The following is an 18,827-nucleotide window of genomic DNA, read 5'->3' on the forward strand; positions in this document are numbered from 1 at the left end:
TTCGCAGCCGATGCATAGCCACGGCGCAGGTCGATGCTGAAGAGAGTTTTATCTCAGAAGCTGTTCTATTTTTCAGTCAGCAGAGGTGTCATTCACAGGCCGCGAAAAAAATTTTAACCCATGGAAAAAGTTATCCACTTTTTCTGTGGATAACTGAGGGATATTTTCTGAGTATCTTTTTTCACGCCGGAATCAGGCGTTTGCTGTCAACCTGTGACACTGTTTTTAAGACGTTCTTTTTCAGGCTTACGGATAACAGACTTGACGCTTTCGCCAGCTCTTATGGCGATTTCAGCCTGAAATTTCTCTTTATTTATCTGTATAAACAGCAGGTTAATTGCGATTTTGTGCTGGCGGAAGGTTTCGCTGTGAAAGGGTTTTCCAGAGGACGAACCTGTCTCCGGAGGCAGTCAGATGTTCAGTACACTAAGGGGAAAGTGGTTGGTCACAAATGAATCAGCGCAGGGAATTCTTCTCTTGCATTATCGTAATGAACCGGCCTGCGCTCAGAGCGTGAAAGCCTGCCAGCCGACACCCTGGTGCAGATTCATAATGTGCTTTGATTAATTACGCTAAGATACAGAGCAGAATCTGACCTCACCTGAAAATACACAAAAGCATGGCGATTTCTGGCTGGCGATAAATAAAAAATAAGATTTATTTCAGTAAGTTAGCGATGGATAACACTGGTAAAGGGTGGCGATTTCAGCCTGAAATTGGCTTCATCTCAGATAAAACGGTGATGAGCAGGCAAAAAAACCGGCGCAGCGCACCGGTTTATTCAGGCTGAAACAATTATCGGTTCAGATATTTCTTCAGCGTCTCTGCGATCACTTTATCCAGCTCTTCCTGTAGCTCTTTCGACTGACGATTAAACTCATAGCTGAACATTCGTCCACGCACTTTTTTACGGGCGAAGCGATCTTTGTCCGCGAACGACCAGAGCGTTGTCGCCTGCATTTTATCTTTTTCCGGCTCTTTCACCAGCGTCTGGCTGCCATGACGGATCAAACGCAGAATATGGTTCTTCAGTTCATCCTCAGCCAGACCTTCGCGGGCACGGACAACATCAACCTCCCGCGAGATGGCATCGATCAACGTGTCAATGCTTTGCCCGGATTCGCTTAACCTGTCCGTGGCCTGCAGCAGCGCCTTGTAGTCAGGATACGTTAACTCGGCATGATTCGGAAAAAGCGTAATGAGATCGGCTGGCACGCTGGCTGCCTGCAGGGCCCGGGTAACTTTCGCCTGTGAGAGTCCCTGATTTTCAGCAATTTCTTTCTGCGACAGGCCGCCATCTTTCAGCGTCAGCAGACGCATACCCACTTCCCGCAGATTGTGTTCACGTGCTGTCTGAATATCCTGCGCAAGCCTGCGTGCTTCATCTGCGGTAATGGCGGCATCCGTAACCAGCACGTCGAGGCCTGTTTTACAATGCAGCGCGGCGGCACGGCGGCGCGAACCGTCGAGGATTTCGATACGGTCGTCTCGCATAACGCCAATGGCCGGGAAGAACTGCTGCAGCTTAATCGTGCGGATGATGTCACGCAGTGAATCGGGCGTCAGACCCGCCTGGTCGCGTCCGTTAGTTTCCATCGTCACAAAGGTTTTGCTCTCAACCTCTGCAGCGGCAACACGTTCAAAGCGAAACAGCGCGCGCTTGCCCGTGGCCAGCACGAAAGTCTGATTATGCTGGCTGTCAGGCGTCTCATTTTCCAGGGGAGTCTGGCTGAAGGTTCTGCCAATCGTAATTCTCTTTGCGCTCATACAAACCTCAGTTCAGGCGAATAAATTCGATACGGTCAAACACGGCTTTTGCAAAATCCTCAGCGGCTGAGCGCGCATTTTTCAGCGCTTCGCTGCTGCCAACGTAGGTGGAAGGATTAGCGGAAATGACTGTATCAAACGACTCTCCGCAGCGTTCGAAGCCATCCAGGCGCGGAAGGGCGGCATCAAGCATGTCGCCACCAAAAATCTCTTTTGCAAGGCTATGACAAAGCTTGTGATCGGCTTTATTGGACAGTTTGGACATAAAGCCGATATTGCCCTGCAGGCGACAAGTTGCACCCGAATCTTCGATAATCGCAATCAGCTCCGGCAGACGTGTCAGATATTTCAATGTCGAGTGGAAATCAACCTGAGCAGGCGGAACGGGTGTCATCAGCAGATCGGAAGCCGCAATCGCATTTTTCAAAAACGCATCCAGATGCGGACCACTGTCGATAAATATAAAGTCATAGTCTTTTTTAAGCCTGGCGACGACATTGTCGTACAGCACAGCATGAATGTTCTGCTGAGGCAGATGTTCCGCGCACAGCTCATCCCAGCGCGAGGCGATAAAAGCGTCATCAATTGACGCAGGCAGCACATCTACACCCGGAATGATTGACGGCACGATAAATTCGTTAATCAGTTCATCACGGGAAACGTTTTGCAGCATCGCCTGCGCGGCCGTCGCTTCTACCAGTCCGACTGAACGCTCATGATTCAGAAACATCGTTGCAGAGGATTGTGGATCGAGGTCAATGACCAGTATCCGCAGATCTTCATATAACAGGTGAGGATGAGCGCGCAGCGCATGCGCCAGGGAAACGGTGGATACCGTTTTAGAAACCCCCCCCTTCAGGTTGCCCACAAACAGGGTGTAGGCCTCATGGTGGCGATCCCGGTACTTCGGCACGCCACGATGATGGTAGATATCGATAATGTTCTGAATCGACATGGCATATTTAACGGAAGATCCGGCTGCACGTTTATCAAACTGATAGCCGCTCTCTTCCATCTCGTTGACAGCATAATCCACACTGGCCCGGGTCAGTTTAGGCAACTTCGCCAGTGCCGCTTTGGCATAGACCTGATAATAAGTGTTTTCGTGCAGTTCCTGCTTCTGTGCCTGGATTTGTTCAGTGAGACTCAGCAGCATGCGTTCTGAACGCTGTGCGACCTTCATCACCTGCTTATCATCATTAGCCATGGTTGCTCCAGATATGTAGGATTTACGACTTTATACATAAATCCTGCACATGAGGCAATAATTTATCTTCTCAACATCATCTGCGATTGTATGCAACTGCACGGGTTCTGGTGAGGTTCATCACACTATTGCAACTGCCCTGTCAGAATAACCGCGCCACCGGCCTGGAAGGATTCACTGTAATCAGTAAAACATTCACTGTATTCAGTCAGGGAGGGGGGCAATTATCGGGCAGGATAAAAAAACGGACAGTCTGTTGATTGAAAAGCGTTCAGAAAAAGTGAATGTTCACTGTAATCAGTAAAAGTAACCCGAAGCACTGAAAGGGCGGTTCATGCTGGGTGTCCTGATCTGTATGCAGAAAAAAGCAGACGTAGCGCATCAGACATTCACTGTAATCAGTGTTCCACTGCTTCTGATTTTTCTTTCTGACATACATTCACTGTAATCAGCAGTGCTACTGTTCAGTCAACGCACTCCTTTCTGCCAGACGTTCACTGTAATCAGTAGACCTTTAAAGTCTGTATCACTAACGGTGTAAAAACCGTCAGAAGTGGCGAGAAAATATTCAGAATTAACTGTGATCTTTATCGCAAAAATGAGCATTGCCTGATGTTCACTATAATCAGTAACCGCAGAACAGCAAAACGTTGACTATAGTCAATAAAGAATCAGGCCTGTGACAGAACATTCACTGTAATCAGTAAGGCGGAAATTTTTGCAGAGAAATGCAGGCGCATGCCTGAAAACATGATTAAACCTCGCAATAACCGCTAATGCATGAACTTGTACGGTCAGCTGCTGATATTGAACAGAGCCAAAGCGCCATACATCAGCATGAAGAGTCAGGGCTGGCAGAAGACACTGTTATGGCTTACATCAGGTTATGCGCTATCAGGCTTTGTGATTCGTCGTTCACTGTAATCAGTAAACAGTACAGCGGGATCAACCCTGATTTCTGAGGACATTCACTGTAATCAGTAAGTGTTCACTGTAATAAGTAGAAACGCAGTGATTCCCGGACTGACGCATATCAAATGCGGAGAATCGCCCCAGCTGTTAACGTTCACTGTAATCAGTAAGCAAACCCGGAACGCATTAACACAGGCTGTTTTTCTGCGGGTATTCACTGTAATCAGTAACAGTGTCACCCGTCCATCTCAGAAGGCTATCCAGCAGGCCGCCCGGCCTTAACTACAGCCTTAACAGCAGGGCGGGGCGCAATCATTCACTGTAATCAGTAACATTCACTGTAATCAGTAGCCTTGTTCAGTGGGCATCAGAGCATTCACTGTAATCAGCAGAGAACCAGTGAGATACCGCTTATATAAAGTATGTAAGTACACACTTACAGTCGAGGTCTTATGGAGTGGTGTGAGAAGAAAAAAGGAATAGCAGATATGCCTGCATCTGAGACGCTGAATACTGATTATAGTGAACGATGCTGATTACAGTGAACAGGGGATAAGAACTGATTACAGTGAATACTGAGTAGCTGACCTGTCATCATCGAAAGCCGAGAACGTGACACTGCCACAGGGTTAACTGTTTACAGTGAATGTACGCGCTCAGTCATCAAACTCAATTTCATCCAGCGAATCAATACTCTCCAGATTACTGATGCCATCGAGCTTGGGCGTGCGGCTGTGGATGATAAAGAAGACAGAGCGCCCGCGTTTTACTTCTGAGTAATCGAGATAGCCGATCTCTTTGAGCTGCTCCATGGCGCGCCGCACCACATGATTCTGCGTTGTGGTCTTGGAACCCAGGTTCAGGCGCATCCGCAGACGCGCAAGCGATATTGGCGCGGGATTGGTTGGCAGGCTCTCCAGGAAAGTGTAAAGCGCCTGAGCTGACTCTTTGCGTTTAAGACGGGAAATGGCACGAAGCTGAAGCAACACCTTATGGTCGAAATTATAGAGTTCAAACAGCTTGGGATCAGCCTGAATACGCACGATATCTTTTTCGCGATCGTAATACGCAGACTGAACGAGGTGAGTATGATACGCCTTTCCGTTACCTTCAAAGGAGAGGGTATTGGTCGCTATCCGGCGCAGAGAGGCATCCAGACGCTTTCGCAGCGCAGCGGAGGAGTTAGCCGAAGGAATACCACACATCTTCACAAAGTCGATGAACGGCAGCGTCACCGTATCGCCTTTAGTCGGATAGCGCGAGAAAGACTGAATAATACCAGCCCAGGTTTTGAAATCATTATCCATGTCCAGACGCGCGCCAGTAATGGTAATCTTTTCGTAGCCTTCGGCTTTCACCAGCGTCAAATTCTTCAGCTCTTTGGTGGCATCTGTCGAAGCCATCGCCCCGGATTTACCGCGCGCCGTCGATTTCAGCGTCGGCACAAACAGTCCAAGACGCATTAACGCCACCGGCTGGACCGTATTATTTTTGTTGGGATGAAGCTGAATAACTTCACCACTGTTTTTTGTCACTGACAGAAAAGGTTCAAGTAACGCTTTGTTTTCGTTGTCTTTATCTGCCATGGCTTAAGATCTTCATTCTGTGGATGAAAGGGATCGTTTTCTGACTACAGTGAACATTAGCACTGTTTATAGTGAACATTCTACCTGGTACAGTGAATAAAGTACTGATTACAGTGAACACTTTACTGATTACAGTGAACACGATCACCCTTTCAGCCCTTGGCAGGCGCGGCCTGCGGCGATCGGGGATCTCTTAGGATCTCTTTATGATCTGTTAAGGATCATTTTTTAGGATCTAATCACTGTATAAGTGGAAAACATCAGAATTCGTCGAACTTCAGCTGCCGGTTCGGGTAGCTAAAATAATTGCATCTGAAGGATCCTGCACAGTAACAGAGCGGACAGAACGCTGTTCGTTCATTTTTAGTAAACAACTTCCTCACTATTATTCATTTTTCATCACTAACCAAAGCGCGTATCGTTTTTTCATCACCGACAGAATGAGGAAAACGGCATCATGACTGACCATGTCCTATCACGTAACCCTGCAACGGGTGAAATTCTGGCACGCTGGCCTTTACAGTCTGCATCAGATCTGGAGCAGGCACTGACAGAGAGCGCTGCCGCGTACGCCCGATGGCAGCAGAGCGATATGGCGGACAGAGTGCGTGTATTACGCCAGCTGGGTGAACAGCTGCGTCAGCGCGAACCGGAATTGTCCCGCATGATCACACTGGAGATGGGAAAACCCATTGCACAGGCCCGCGCTGAAGTCCTGAAATGCGCGAATTTATGCGACTGGTATGCTGAACATGGCCCGGCAATGCTTGCCGACCAGCCGACTCAGGTTGCGGACGCATGGCAGCGATTTCGCCCAATTGGCGTCATTCTGGCCGTCATGCCGTGGAATTTCCCCCTGTGGCAAGTTCTGCGAGGCGCTGTCAGCATGCTGCTGGCAGGTAACACCTATCTGCTGAAACACGCACCTAACGTCATGGGAAGCGCCACATTGATGGCTGAGCTGTTCAGGGCAACCGATTTGCCCGCAGGCGGTTTTAATCTCATTAACGTCGATAACGACGGTGTTTCCATCGCGATTAAAGATGACCGGATCGCCGCAGTCGCCGTTACCGGCAGCGTCCGCGCAGGAGCCGCCATTGCTGCGCAGGCGGGTGCTGCCCTGAAAAAAACCGTGCTGGAACTGGGCGGATCGGATCCTTTCATCGTGCTGGCTGATGCCGATCTCGATGAAGCTGTTAAATCTGCCGTTATTGGACGCTTCCAGAACACCGGGCAGGTCTGTATGGCCGCCAAACGCTTTATTGTAGAAGCGCCAATCGCCGACGAGTTTGAAAAACGCTTTACAGCAGCTGTTCAGGCACTAACTATGGGCGATCCGCTGGACGAGCAGACATTTCTGGGCCCGATGGCGCGCGCCGATCTGCGTGACGAGCTCGACGGCCAGGTCAAGGCCACGCTGGCAGAAGGGGCACGTCTGGTACTGGGCGGCGAAAAGGTCGCCGGGCAGGGTAACTACTACGCACCAACGATCCTTGCGGATGTCACCAGCCGCATGACGGCGTTTCGTCAGGAGCTGTTTGGCCCGGTTGCCGCGATTGCGGTCGCACGGGATCCCCAGCATGCGCTTGAGATCGCCAACGACAGTGAGTTTGGCCTCAGCGCCACGGTCTGGAGTGGCAACGAAGAGACTGCCGATCGGCTGGCACTGCAGCTGGAAGTCGGAGCCGTATTTGTGAACGGTAACGGCGCTTCCGATCCGCGCGTCACCATTGGTGGTGTCAAGAAGAGCGGTTATGGTCGTGAACTGTCGCACTTTGGTGTGCACGAATTCTGTAACGTGCAGACCGTGTGGAAAAATCGCCGCTGATTTTACTGTGCTGCAGGCAGATAGGCGGGTGCGCTCTTTATACCCACACTGAGCGGAGCCAGTAGCCGATGCGGTGCAAAATCGCTCAGCATCGGTGAGGCAGCACCGCTCAGCATCTCCTCCGCCACCAGCCTGCCCAGCAGCGGAGCAAGAGTCATGCCGCTATGGGTGACCATCAGATAAATCTTCGACGATTCACTGAGATATCCCACCGCTGGCAGTCCGTCAGCCGGGCGCGACCGCTGCCCGGTTTCAATCTTCTCAATTATTGCTCCCTCACTGTGCATGAACAGCCGCTGCAGCCGTCGCAGCATCTCTTTGCCAATCAGCCCATCCGGTGATACCGGGCGGGCCGGATCGGCATGCTGATCCAGATCGAGCGCCTGCAGCATAAGGCGGCCTCCGCCTTCCGGCCGTACGTTAAGTTCCGGCGTGATCAGATTGCAGTTAAGCGGGATTGGCAGCGGCTGGGTGTAGGCCAGAAAACTGCAGGCGACCGGATCGGCGCGATTCGCATCGGTCATCGCCAGTTCGAGTCCGCACTGGCTGAGCAGTTCAGGTGCCCAGCGGCCGGTGGCCAGAACCAGCTGATCGCCGCGCCATTCTTCGCCGCTGGCCAGCGTCAGATGCACATTCCGGCCTGATTCCGCCAGCGTGATGACTTCACTTTGTGAAACGAGCTGACCCCCGCTGGCATGCAGATCGGCCAGCAGAGAGGCTATATAAAGGCTGGGAAAGAGCAGGCATTCCGAGGAAAAAAACCACGCCTGCTGAACGCGGGGATCAAGCCGGAGACCGGGCAGGGCGCTGAGCAGCGCATCCCGGTCGCGTGTTTCACAGGGATAACCCAGCGCCGTGAGTTTCGCGGCACGCCGGGTCAGCTGCTGATGGATAGCGGGATCTCCTGCCCATTCCAGCGTACCGGTTTCCATCAGCCAGCGGGGCGATGCCGGATGGCTGGCCTGCCAGCGCCGGTGCTCCTCTGTCGCACGCGCATTGAGTTCGTGATAGCTGGCGGGATCCTTGCCGTTGGCATTTACCCAGGCATAACTGATCTGGCTGGTACCGCCGCCAGGGTAGCCTTTGTCGAAAACGGTGACCTGCGCGCCCTGACGGGAAAGGGACTGTGCCACGGCTAAACCCAGCACACCTGCACCAATAACGGCAATACGTTGCGGCATCTGCGGCGACTCCTGAAAAAGGATCGGCGGGCGATCGTCGCCCGCGCGGTTATTTCACTATTACGGCGCCTGGCCATGCCGTCAACCGTTGCGTCAGGCCGTTACCTCATCGAACCAGGCGGGAACCGGATCCGCAAGCGTAACCCACTGTTCAGGGCCCGCCGCCATCTCCTGCGCTGTCAGCAGCGCGCTTTCCAGCGCCGCACGGATGCGCGGCTCATCCATCCCGATACCGATAAAGACCAGCTCCTGACGCGCATCCCCGGTGCCTTCCTGCCACTGCTCGGCGATGAAGTTAAGGGACTCTGCATCCTGCGGCCAGTCAGATCGCGGAACGCTGGCCCACCAGCGACCGGCATACCCCTGACGCGCCACCGCGCCCGCCTGCGACCAGAGTCCGGCATAGTCGGGGCGGCTGGCCAGCCAGAAGTAGCCTTTGGAACGAACGATCCCGTCAAACTCATGGTTCACCACCTGCCAGAAACGCTGCGGATGAAACGGCCGACGGGCGCGATAGACAAAGCTCCGGATGCCATACTCCTCCGATTCCGGCTGATGCTCTCCGCGCAGCGTCTGCAGCCAGCCGGGTGCCTGAGCCGCCCGATCAAAATCGAACCGGCCGGTATTCAGGAGCGCGTCCAGCGGTACCTGACCAAATTCGCTCTCCACAATACGGGCGTGCGGGTTGAGCGCGTGGAGCATGCCCTGCAGTTCGTGGCGTTCCGCCGGGCTGAGCAGATCTGTTTTGTTGAGTATAAGCAGATCGCAGAATTCAATCTGATCCACCAGCAGATCCACCACAGAGCGCTCATCCTGTTCGCCCAGCGACTCACCACGCGACCGAAGATCGTCGACCGAGCGGTAATCCCGCAGGAAGTTGAGGCCATCCACGACCGTGATCATGCTGTCCAGCCGGGCGTACGCCGACAGACTTTCCCCTTCTTCATCTTCGAAGGTAAACGTTTCCGCCACCGGCAGGGGTTCGGAAATGCCGGTGGATTCAATCACCAGGTGGTCGAACCGACCGGCCTGCGCCAGACGTTTCACCTCCAGCAGCAGGTCTTCACGCAGCGTGCAGCAGATGCAGCCGTTGCTCATCTCGACCAGTTTTTCATCGGTACGGGAGAGTTCTGCGCCGCCGTTGCGCACCAGTGCCGCATCGATATTGATCTCAGACATATCATTGACGATGACCGCGATCCGCCTCCCTTCGCGGTTGTTCAGGATATGGTTAAGCAGGGTGGTTTTGCCTGCGCCAAGAAAGCCGGAGAGCACCGCTACCGGCAGGCGGGGATCGAGGGGAGTGACTGAGGAGAGGGTCATAGCATTACCTTAATGTGCACATTAATTATTATGTTATAACATAACACTAAGGGTTTTGTTTTCAACCAGAATTTGTGTTCAGTTATCCGGATACATTGATGAGCAGGAGACAAAATGCAGCAACTCTCACTCGTTCCGCGCCTGATGCCGGCCGTCAGGCGCGGCGAAAAAACCTCGACGATACGCTGGCAGGAGGGAACGATCGTCCCTGGCCTGCTGAGACTGGAAAATCGGCACGATGCAGCCGACGCGGTCACTGTGTGGGTGACGCACGTTGAGACCCTGCGTTTAAGTGAGGTGGCTGCGCGGCTGGGAAAAGCGGCGGAATGGCCGGATGCGTGGCTCCTGGCGGGGATGCGCGAACACTATCCGGCTATCTGCCTGAGCAGCGAGGTGCAGCTCATCCATCACCTCACCCCCGCGCAGACAGAGGCGAAGCTCGCTATGCGATGATCAGGTGTGTTCGATCACCAGTAGCGCCAGCGTATCGGGTTCAAGCGCCCGGAACATGTGCAGCTCATCGCCCGGATAGGTGATGTAATCTCCCACGTCCAGATCGACCGCACTGTCGACCGGTCCCACCCGCGCACGCCCCCTGGCGATAATGATGTGCTCGATGGTATTGGGAATATGGGGCTGTGAAACGCGCTCGCTGCCGGGCTGAACCTCCAGCAGATAGATGTCACGCCGCGCACCGGGCGGGCAGGAGGCCAGCAGAACGGCCTGATAATCCGCCAGGTCAGCCGTCACCGTCAGGCCTTCCCCGCGCCGGATCACCTGCAGACGGCGGGCATCCGGCTCCAGCAGCCGCGAAAACGGAATATTCAGCGTTACGCAGAGCGACCACAGGGTTTCGATGCCCGGATTGCCGTTCCCTGCCTCCAGCTGGGAAAGCGTGGATTTTGCAATGCCAGCGCGCCGCGCCACTTCAGCCAGTGACAACCCTGATCGCTGACGTTCCCGGACGAGGGCATGGGCAATAATGCTGATAGGGGTATTCAAACGCACTCCTGATAACCTGAATGTTTTTTATATCGAACAATACGTTCATCTTGTAAAACGACGTCCGTCTGTTCATTATATCGGATTATACGTTCATTATGAGATGAGATGATGATTTTTCCGCAGTTGCAGTTACTGGATAAAGGGGTAATAAAGGCTATTTTCCTGGTCTGCCTGGCGGATGGAATTGTTGGCCTTTCTTACGGTTCGCTGGCCTCCGCCGACGGCTTTCCGCTCTGGGTGCCGCTGGCCTTATCAACACTGGTGCTGGCAGGGGCCTCGGAGTTCCTGTTTATCGGCATCGTAGCAGGCGGGGGGAGTCCGTTTACCGCTGCCGCTGCCGGTCTGCTGGTCAATGCGCGTCACCTGCCGTTTGGTATTGCGGTAAAGGATCTTGTGGGCAGGGGCCCGTCAGGCTGGTTTGGCTGTCACATCATGAACGATGAAAGCGTGGTGTTTGGCATCTCTCAGCCGCAACTGGCTCAGCGACGCAGCGCCTACTGGCTGTGCGGGATTGGGATTGGCCTGATCTGGCCGGTCAGCGTAATGACCGGCGCGGCAATAGGGCAGTTCATCCCGGATGTCTCCATGATTGGCCTGGATGCCGTCTTCCCGGCCATTCTGATCGCCCTGATCTTCCCGGCGCTGCGTCAGCGTCGCACCCGGATACCCGCTACCGTTGGCGCACTCCTCTCACTGCTGGCGACGCCACTGGTTCCGGCGGGCATGCCGGTGCTGTTTTCGTTACTGGGACTGCTGACATGGAGATCGCGTAAATGACGCATCCGGGATTGATCATCGCTGGCATCGCCCTGCTGGCTGCCGGAACCTATCTGATGCGCTTTGCAGGCGTCCGGCTGGGAAACCGGCTTCCCATCAGTGAGCGTACGCAGCAGATGCTCTCTGACGCGGCCACAATACTGCTGCTGGCAGTTGCAGCAACCACCACCCTGTTCGAAGGCCAGCATTTTGCCGGAGTGGCGCGGGTGGCAGGCGTAGGTTTTGCGCTGTTGCTGGCCTGGCGGCGGGCACCACTGATCATGATCATTCTGGGGGCCGCGATGATGACAGCGCTGCTGCGTTTTCTCGGCGTGGCCTGACGCTCTTCTTCCGCGCGTTCAGCCGGGCGGCCCGGTACAGCGAAAAAATCAGCCGCGTGGCGCTGCTGGATGCGGGTATCCCAGACATTACGCTTCCGGAGACGCTGCCGCTGGTGGGGGACGCGCCAGGAAGATCTGGCACTTTGCGTTTCACTGTGTGCACGACCTGCCGGAAGCCCTGATCGCAGGCAGAGAAGACCAGTACCTCGACTGGTTTTTTTAATCAGAAAGCCGCCAGCCCGCATCGCATCGATCCGGCGGCGCGCCGTTAATATCTGCGTGTCTTTCGCCAGCCAGGCGCACTGCGAGCCGGACTTGCGTTCTACCGCGCGGTTGAGCAGTCCGCAGTGCAGAATCGCCAGCGTGCGCGGCAGGGGAAAACTCTCTCTGCCGCTGCTGGCGGTGAGTGCCGACCGGGGCTCGATTCCTGATATGGCTGTGCCGTTACGTGCCGTTGCGCAGCAGGTCTATGGTGAAACAATTACTGACTGTGGCCACTTTATTCCGGATGAGCAACCCGAAAAGCTGGCGGATATTCTGACCCGTTTTTTTACCCGGCAGCGTGAGGCAATCGCAGAGGCACTGCCGTAATGCGCTGCGGCGCTCAGGAAATCCGCTCCCGGCCGCGGTGTGCGCATTGCTATCTGAACAGCGATACGGGCATGATGGACGCCACTGTATTCCCGAAATTAATGCATGAACCCTCTGATGAAGATAGGACTGTTGCTGTTTCCTGATGTCACCCAGCTCGATTTAACCGGCCCCTGGGAGGTATTCGCACGCACGCCGGGCGTCGAATGCTTCCTGATCTGGAAAGATTGTCATCCGGTGCGTTCCGATCGTGGCCTGTCGATTGTGCCGACCATGACGTTTGCGAACTGTCCACCGCTGGATGTGATCTGTGTACCCGGTGGGCCGGGGCAGATCGCCCTGATGTCAGATACGGTCACGCTGGATTTTTTGCGGCAGCAGGCAGAACGGGTGCAGTGGGTGACGTCCGTCTGTACGGGATCGCTGGTGCTGGGGGCGGCCGGACTGCTGCAGGGATATCGTGCCACCTGCCATTGGGGTTCCCTCGATCAGCTGGCTCTGCTGGGCGCTGAACCCGTCAGCCAGCGCGTGGTGCGCGACCGCAACCGTATCACCGGCGCGGGCGTGACCTCTGGCATCGATTTTGCGCTGACGCTGGTAGCGGAAATCGCGGACGAAGAAACCGCCAGAGCGGTGCAGTTGCAGATGGAATATGACCCTGCCCCTCCTTTCAGCAGTGGTTCACCCCGCTCCGCCACAGGAGGTGGCACAGGCGCAGGCTCAGATGGCACCCTTTATCGCCACACGTCGTGCGGCAACGGAAAAAGCCGCAGCCCGGCTGCAGGCTCAGCCGCGTGACCCCGGAGCCGGGACCGGAACAGGCTGACCTCATCCGGAAGCCAGGTCAGGTTGCGCCGTTTCGCCCGACGGTTTTCAATTCTTTATTCCGGATGCATACGCCGTAATGTCAGCAAAAATAGCGCTGACTTATTTTTGATGGCGGGATAAAAACAATTATCCCGTCGGGAAAGTAGGGAAAGTAATGTCACGAGGAAGATTATTAATATTATTGCTGATCCGCTGCTATCTCATACGACTTTCCAATAATTTATTCTATCTTATTGATTTATATTGATAGATTGCCGCTTATTCCGCGTTGCTTTCTGCAACGTGCTGTGAATAAATAAATGGTCATCATCATCCGCCATCAGGGTGAATAAAAAGAAGGTCGGCCTGAACGTGTCGATCGCATATTGCCGGGGCTGCTATGAATCAGGAAAAAGCACGACTGGCCGGGGAAATAAAAGCCAGAGTTAATGAACTCGAATCGCAGTTAGTCGCGATTCGACGGGATATCCACGCCCATCCGGAATTAGGTTTTGATACGGTGCGAACAGCCGCTCTGGTGACCGACTACCTGCAGGCGCTGGGGCTTCATCCCCGCAGTGGCGTTGGCCGCACCGGGGTTGTGGTCGATATCGAGGGCGCAGAGCCGGGTAAAACGCTGCTGCTGCGCGCCGATATGGACGCGCTGCCTATCCATGAGCAGACCGGTTTACCCTTTGCCAGCTGCTATCCCGGAAAAATGCATGCCTGCGGGCATGACATTCATACGGCAACCCTGCTGGGTGTGGCGACGATCCTGCCGCACTACCGTCAGCAGCTCAAAGGCCGGGTCCGTCTGATATTCCAGCCTGCGGAAGAGACGCCTGAAAGCGGCGCGGCCGCCATGATTGCGGATGGCGTTGCAGACGGCATCGACTGGGCCGTCACCCTGCATAACAAACCTGAGCTGACTGCGGGTGAGATCGCCCTGACGCGCGGAGCCAGCACAGCCTCCAGCGACGAATTTGATGTAACGGTGCACGGCGTCTCAACCCATGCGGCCCGCCCGCACATGGGCACCGACCCGATTATCGCTACCGTTCATCTTATCAGCCAGTTGCAGACCCTGATCTCGCGCGAACGCGATCCGGCACACTCCGCCGTATTGACGATTGGACACATCCAGGGCGGAACTACCCACAATATCATTCCTGACAGTTGCCTGTTTCAGGGCACGATTCGGACGAAATCGCCTGAGGTCCGCGCGGCCATGGAAGCCTCATTCAAACGGATGTGTGAAGGGGTCGCCCTGGCGCAGAATGTGCGCATCGACGTCAACTTCCAGCGTGGCGTGCCACCGCTGATGAACGACGATCGCCTGATCGATGCGCTGGAAACCATTCTGTCGCATCAGTTTGACCAGACGATCGTCGCACAGCCCAGCGCGAGCTTTGGAGCCGAAGATTTTTCACTGTTTACGGAACGCGCACCCGGCTGCCAGATCCATATTGGTTCTGCCACACCGGGCCGTGATGACCACCTGCATAACTCCGACTATCAGCCGGATGAACGCAGCATTGCCGCCGGGACGCAGGCGCTGACGCGCCTTGCAGTTGATTTACTCTCTTAATTATAACAATGAGGTTTTTATGATGATGCGTAATCGCCTGTTCATGGCGTCACTGACTGTGGCGCTGCTTGCCACCTCCGCGTTCAGCCAGGCGAAAGATTTTGGCACCCTGAAATTTGCGACCGAAGCGGCCTATCCTCCGTTTAATCAGATGACGCCAGGCGGCAAAATCGTCGGCTATGAGCCGGATATGGTGGCGGAGCTGGCGAAGCGTGCGGGCTTTAAATATGAAATCATCGCGCAGAAGTGGTCAGGCATGATCCCGGGACTGATCGACGGTAAATATGATGCCGTGGTCGATGCGGTGACCGTAACGCCAAAACGCGCCGAAGCGATTGACTTTACGCATCAGTACACCGTCAGCGTCTCCAGCTTTGTGACCGCGAAAAAAAGTCCGCTGGCGACCCTGCCGGGCAGCGGCACGGTCGTCGCCGCAGATGACGAAGCCGGAATGAAAAAAGCGATCGACGATCTGAAAACGACCTTCAAAGGGAAAACCATTGCGGTGCAGGTCGCCACCATCCAGGCAGATTTCCTGCAGAAGTACCTGGGCGATGTCGCTACGATCCGCACCTATCAGGCCGGTCCGGAAACCTACGCCGATCTGCTGAATGGCCGCGTTGATGCAGTGATGGCGTCACGCACCAACCTCAACGCCTTTGTGAAAAAACAGAGCGATGCGATCAGCAGCAGCGGCTATGGCTTCACCGGTGGCGTGCTGGGTGCCGGCTCGGCAATTGGCCTGCGCAAGGGTAACAGCGAACTGCAACAGGCGCTGAATCAGGCGCTGGAGTCGATGATCAAAGACGGAACGCTGAGCAAACTGTCGATCAAATGGTTCGGCGAAGATGTCGCGCCGAAAGCGTAGCGCCGGATGCTGATGAATATTGACTGGCAGATACTGGGCTTCGGGGATGAGGGATGGGGCGGCGTACTGCTTAACGCCGCCGCCGTCACCGTCAGTGTGTCACTCTGCGCCTGGCTGCTGGGAGCGGTGCTGGGCAGCGTGCTCAGCTGGATGCAGATTGCCGGTTCGCGCTGGCAGCAGCGGCTGGCGGCTGGCTATATCACGCTGTTCCGCGGCGTGCCGGAGTTGCTGGTTATCTATCTCTTCTATTTCGGCGGACGGCAGGTCGTCTCCGCCGTCGGCACCGCGCTGGGCTTTCAGGGGCCGTTTGATGTCAACGGCTTTGTGGCCGGCGCGATTGCTATCGGGCTGATCTCAGGGGCTTATCAGAGCGGCGTGTTCCGTGGCGCCTTCTATGCTATTCCGGGCGGCACGCTGGAAGCGGCCACCGTAACCGGCATGGGCCGGCTGATGATGTTTCGTCGCATTATTGTGCCACAGGCGTTAAGGACTGCCCTGCCGGGCATGGGCAATCAGTGGCAGTCGGTGATTAAAGAGTCGGCGCTGGTTTCCGTGACCGGGCTGGTGGAAACCATGAACCAGGTCTCCACCGCCGCAAACTCGACCCAGATGTCCTTTTTCTTCTACAGCGTCGGGGCGGTGATCTACCTGATTATCACCACCTGTTCCGATATGGTTTTCCGCTACGTGGAAAAGTTTTCAATGCGCGGTCAACAGCGCGTAAAGGGATAAGGAGTCCACGTGGATATCATGTTTTTACAGCAGACGCTGCTGGCACTGCTGAAAGGATTACCGCTGACGGTAAACCTGGCGCTGCTTTCCCTGCTGGGCGGCGGCGCGCTGGCGCTGCTGCTGAATCTGCTGCGCATGACGCGCGTCGGCAGCCTGTTCTGCCGGTTCTACGTCTGGCTGTTTCGCGGCACGCCGCTGCTAATCCAGATCTTCATGGTCTACTATGGGCTGGGCAGTTTACCGGCGGTGCGGGAGAGCCTCTTCTGGCCACTGCTGCGCGATCCTTACTGGTGCGGCTTGCTGGCACTCATCCTTAACGATGCGGCCTACACCTCGGAAATTCTGCGCGGCGGGCTGCGCGCTGTCAGTCAGCAGTCGCTGGAGGCGGCGAAAGTGTCGGGTATGTCATCGTATAAGATCTTCACCCGCATCACCTTACCGATTGCGGTCCGCCAGGCGTTACCCGCCTACAGCAATGAAATCATTTCCATGATCAAAGCGACATCTCTGGTCAGCACCATCAGCCTGATGGAGATGACCGGCATTGCCGACTCCATCGTCTCGTCTACGTTCCGGGCGCTGGAGGTGTTCCTGAGCGCGGCGTTGATCTACCTGCTACTGACCATCCTGGTCAGTAAAGGGGTATCTATGCTGGAACGACGCTTATCACCTTACTATTTCGGAGCACGCTCATGACCGCACCTACCATCATGCTGAGCCACCTCAGAAAGAGTTATGCGGGACACGAAGTGCTGCATGACATCAGTCTGACTGCGCAGGACGGCGACGTCATCTCACTGATCGGAGCCAGCGGGTCGGGAAAAAGTACGCTGTTACGCTGCATCCCGTTTCTGGAGGTGCCACAGGCGGGGGAGATCGCCGTCGGCGACGTCAGCGTCACGCTGGATAATGCCGATGAGAAACTGAGCCGCGAGCAGCGTCGTCGCATCAAGCTGATGCGGATGCAGCTCGGCTTTGTGTTTCAGAGCTTCAACCTGTGGCCGCATAAAACGGTGATGCAGAACATCATTGAAGCACCCGTCCATGTGCAGAAGCGTCCTCACAAAGAGGCACTCGAGGAAGCCGAAGCCTTGCTGCAGAAGGTGGGGCTCTATGCAAAACGGGATGCCTGGCCGTCACAGCTCTCAGGCGGACAGCAGCAGCGCGTGGCGATTGCCCGGGCGCTGGCGCAGCAGCCGAAAGCGATACTCTTTGATGAACCGACTTCTGCGCTGGATCCGGAGCTGGTGGGGGAGGTGTTGCGGGTTATTCGCGGCCTGGCGGAGGAGGGGCGCACTATGATCATCGTGACGCATGAGATGGGCTTTGCACGCGACGTGTCGAACAAGGCAGTATTTTTGCATCAGGGTATGATCGAAGAGTCCGGCTCACCGGAACAGGTGTTTCTGGATCCCATCTCCCCGCGCTGTCGCGCCTTTGTGAACAGCCATTTTGAGCGTAACGCAGGCTGACGCTGCAAAGCCTGAATTGCCCTGTGGTTCAGCCGCAGTGCTATGCCGTGCCATTCCGTCACCCGGATGACGCGGCTGGTTTCGTTTCTGCCCGCCACCGTTCGCGCAGATAAATCTTTTAAGAATCAGAATATTGATTGTTATCCGATCATTTCTCAAAAAAAATTAAAATTTTTTGCATCCGTTTTCCCTGCTCATTCGTATTAACAGATAAGGGCACATCGGCCCTGTCCGTAAACTCAATGAGGAAAGTGAAAATGAAACCATTCATGCCAGCTCTGCTTTTTTCTGCTTTAGTTTTCAGCGGTGCCTCTTATGCAGCGACCATGGACAGCGACACGGTGATGGTCGGTGGGGCAGCGATGTACCCGTCGAAAAATATTGTACAGAACGCCATTAACTCCAAAGATCACACCACGCTGGTGGCGGCCGTTAAAGCGGCGGGTCTGGTGCCGACGCTGGAAGGCAAAGGGCCGTTTACCGTTTTCGCGCCGACTAATGCCGCGTTCGAAAAACTGCCACAGGGTACCGTCGACTCCCTGCTGAAACCCGAAAACAAACAGAAACTCACCAGCGTGCTGACCTATCATGTCGTGGCCGGGAAACTGGATATGAAAGCGCTGCAGAAAAAAATTAAAGCGGGTGGCGGTAAAGCCGAACTGAAAACGGTGCAGGGTGGCGCGCTGTGGGTGATGGCGAACGGCCCGCACAACATCCAGCTGAAAGATGCCCAGGGCAACATTGCCAATATCACCACCTATGATGTGAACCAGAGTAATGGCGTCATTGACGTTATCGATACCGTGCTGATGCCATAAAAAGTGTCATCTATACTGTGTGTAGCCACTGATGTGGCTACACCT

At 55.1% G+C, this 18,827-nt stretch carries 17 protein-coding genes and 1 pseudogene; 12 read left to right on the forward strand and 6 right to left on the reverse strand.

Annotated features, from left to right (window positions below; all coding sequences use genetic code 11):
• Window positions 1-795 precede the first annotated feature (795 nt).
• The 3 genes from ACLHDD_RS18805 to ACLHDD_RS18815 all read right to left on the reverse strand — a co-directional run bounded on the left by ACLHDD_RS18805 (window position 796) and on the right by ACLHDD_RS18815 (window position 5,472).
• Complete coding sequence (locus tag ACLHDD_RS18805) at window positions 796-1,767, reverse strand: ParB family protein (RefSeq protein ID WP_427105363.1); 972 nt, start codon at window positions 1,765-1,767, stop codon at window positions 796-798.
• A 7-nt stretch (window positions 1,768-1,774) separates the two neighbouring features.
• The gene (locus ACLHDD_RS18810) at window positions 1,775-2,974 is read right to left on the reverse strand and encodes an AAA family ATPase (RefSeq protein ID WP_427105364.1); all 1,200 of its coding nucleotides are present in this window, start codon (window positions 2,972-2,974) and stop codon (window positions 1,775-1,777) included.
• A gap of 1,568 nt (window positions 2,975-4,542) precedes the next feature.
• Complete coding sequence (locus tag ACLHDD_RS18815) at window positions 4,543-5,472, reverse strand: RepB family plasmid replication initiator protein (protein WP_010246820.1); 930 nt, start codon at window positions 5,470-5,472, stop codon at window positions 4,543-4,545.
• Window positions 5,473-5,929: 457 nt separating this feature from the next.
• Between ACLHDD_RS18815 and ACLHDD_RS18820 the strand changes: the two genes are divergently transcribed.
• Complete coding sequence (locus ACLHDD_RS18820; RefSeq protein WP_427105365.1) at window positions 5,930-7,300, forward strand: aldehyde dehydrogenase family protein; 1,371 nt, start codon at window positions 5,930-5,932, stop codon at window positions 7,298-7,300.
• Between the two features lie 2 nt (window positions 7,301-7,302).
• Here the strand turns inward: ACLHDD_RS18820 and ACLHDD_RS18825 are convergent, their stop codons facing one another.
• Window positions 7,303-8,481 (reverse strand): NAD(P)/FAD-dependent oxidoreductase, encoded by a 1,179-nt coding sequence (locus ACLHDD_RS18825; RefSeq protein ID WP_427105366.1) that lies wholly within the window; start codon window positions 8,479-8,481, stop codon window positions 7,303-7,305.
• A 93-nt stretch (window positions 8,482-8,574) separates the two neighbouring features.
• Complete coding sequence (zigA, locus tag ACLHDD_RS18830) at window positions 8,575-9,804, reverse strand: zinc metallochaperone GTPase ZigA (RefSeq protein ID WP_427105367.1); 1,230 nt, start codon at window positions 9,802-9,804, stop codon at window positions 8,575-8,577.
• Window positions 9,805-9,918: 114 nt separating this feature from the next.
• On the opposite strand from zigA, the gene ACLHDD_RS18835 reads away from it, so the two are divergent.
• Entirely contained in the window at window positions 9,919-10,257 is a 339-nt protein-coding gene (locus tag ACLHDD_RS18835; RefSeq protein ID WP_427105368.1) for an ASCH domain-containing protein, read from the forward strand.
• Here ACLHDD_RS18835 and ACLHDD_RS18840 read toward each other — a convergent pair whose 3' ends face one another.
• A complete protein-coding gene (locus tag ACLHDD_RS18840) occupies window positions 10,258-10,806 on the reverse strand; it encodes a helix-turn-helix domain-containing protein (protein ID WP_427105369.1) in 549 nt (182 codons plus the stop codon).
• A 111-nt stretch (window positions 10,807-10,917) separates the two neighbouring features.
• On the opposite strand from ACLHDD_RS18840, the gene ACLHDD_RS18845 reads away from it, so the two are divergent.
• The 10 genes and pseudogenes from ACLHDD_RS18845 (at window position 10,918) to ACLHDD_RS18890 (ending at window position 18,782) form a co-directional block, all read left to right on the forward strand.
• The gene (locus tag ACLHDD_RS18845; protein WP_427105648.1) at window positions 10,918-11,586 is read left to right on the forward strand and encodes an AzlC family ABC transporter permease; all 669 of its coding nucleotides are present in this window, start codon (window positions 10,918-10,920) and stop codon (window positions 11,584-11,586) included.
• Window positions 11,583-11,906: an AzlD domain-containing protein gene (locus ACLHDD_RS18850; RefSeq protein WP_427105370.1), complete on the forward strand. Its 324-nt coding sequence runs from the start codon at window positions 11,583-11,585 to the stop codon at window positions 11,904-11,906. The genes ACLHDD_RS18845 and ACLHDD_RS18850 overlap by 4 nt, the downstream gene beginning before the upstream one ends.
• A 363-nt stretch (window positions 11,907-12,269) precedes the next feature.
• Window positions 12,270-12,497 (forward strand): alpha/beta fold hydrolase, encoded by a 228-nt coding sequence (locus tag ACLHDD_RS18855; RefSeq protein ID WP_427105371.1) that lies wholly within the window; start codon window positions 12,270-12,272, stop codon window positions 12,495-12,497.
• 105 nt (window positions 12,498-12,602) lie between these two features.
• Window positions 12,603-13,323, forward strand: a pseudogene (locus tag ACLHDD_RS18860) (DJ-1/PfpI family protein).
• Between the two features lie 381 nt (window positions 13,324-13,704).
• Window positions 13,705-14,892 (forward strand): M20 metallopeptidase family protein, encoded by a 1,188-nt coding sequence (locus tag ACLHDD_RS18865; protein WP_427105372.1) that lies wholly within the window; start codon window positions 13,705-13,707, stop codon window positions 14,890-14,892.
• Between the two features lie 19 nt (window positions 14,893-14,911).
• Window positions 14,912-15,760: a transporter substrate-binding domain-containing protein gene (locus ACLHDD_RS18870; RefSeq protein ID WP_427105373.1), complete on the forward strand. Its 849-nt coding sequence runs from the start codon at window positions 14,912-14,914 to the stop codon at window positions 15,758-15,760.
• A 6-nt stretch (window positions 15,761-15,766) separates the two neighbouring features.
• Complete coding sequence (locus ACLHDD_RS18875; RefSeq protein ID WP_427105374.1) at window positions 15,767-16,492, forward strand: ABC transporter permease; 726 nt, start codon at window positions 15,767-15,769, stop codon at window positions 16,490-16,492.
• 9 nt (window positions 16,493-16,501) lie between these two features.
• Window positions 16,502-17,188 carry an ABC transporter permease gene (locus ACLHDD_RS18880; protein WP_427105375.1) on the forward strand — a complete coding sequence of 229 codons (687 nt, stop codon included), beginning with the start codon at window positions 16,502-16,504 and terminating at the stop codon, window positions 17,186-17,188.
• Window positions 17,185-17,964 carry an ATP-binding cassette domain-containing protein gene (locus tag ACLHDD_RS18885; protein ID WP_427105376.1) on the forward strand — a complete coding sequence of 260 codons (780 nt, stop codon included), beginning with the start codon at window positions 17,185-17,187 and terminating at the stop codon, window positions 17,962-17,964. Before ACLHDD_RS18880 ends, ACLHDD_RS18885 begins: the two co-directional genes overlap by 4 nt.
• Window positions 17,965-18,221: 257 nt before the next feature.
• A complete protein-coding gene (locus tag ACLHDD_RS18890; protein WP_199559976.1) occupies window positions 18,222-18,782 on the forward strand; it encodes a fasciclin domain-containing protein in 561 nt (186 codons plus the stop codon).
• Window positions 18,783-18,827 lie beyond the last annotated feature (45 nt).

Source organism: Pantoea sp. NSTU24 (assembly GCF_050157905.1).
Taxonomy (GTDB): Bacteria; Pseudomonadota; Gammaproteobacteria; order Enterobacterales; family Enterobacteriaceae; genus Pantoea.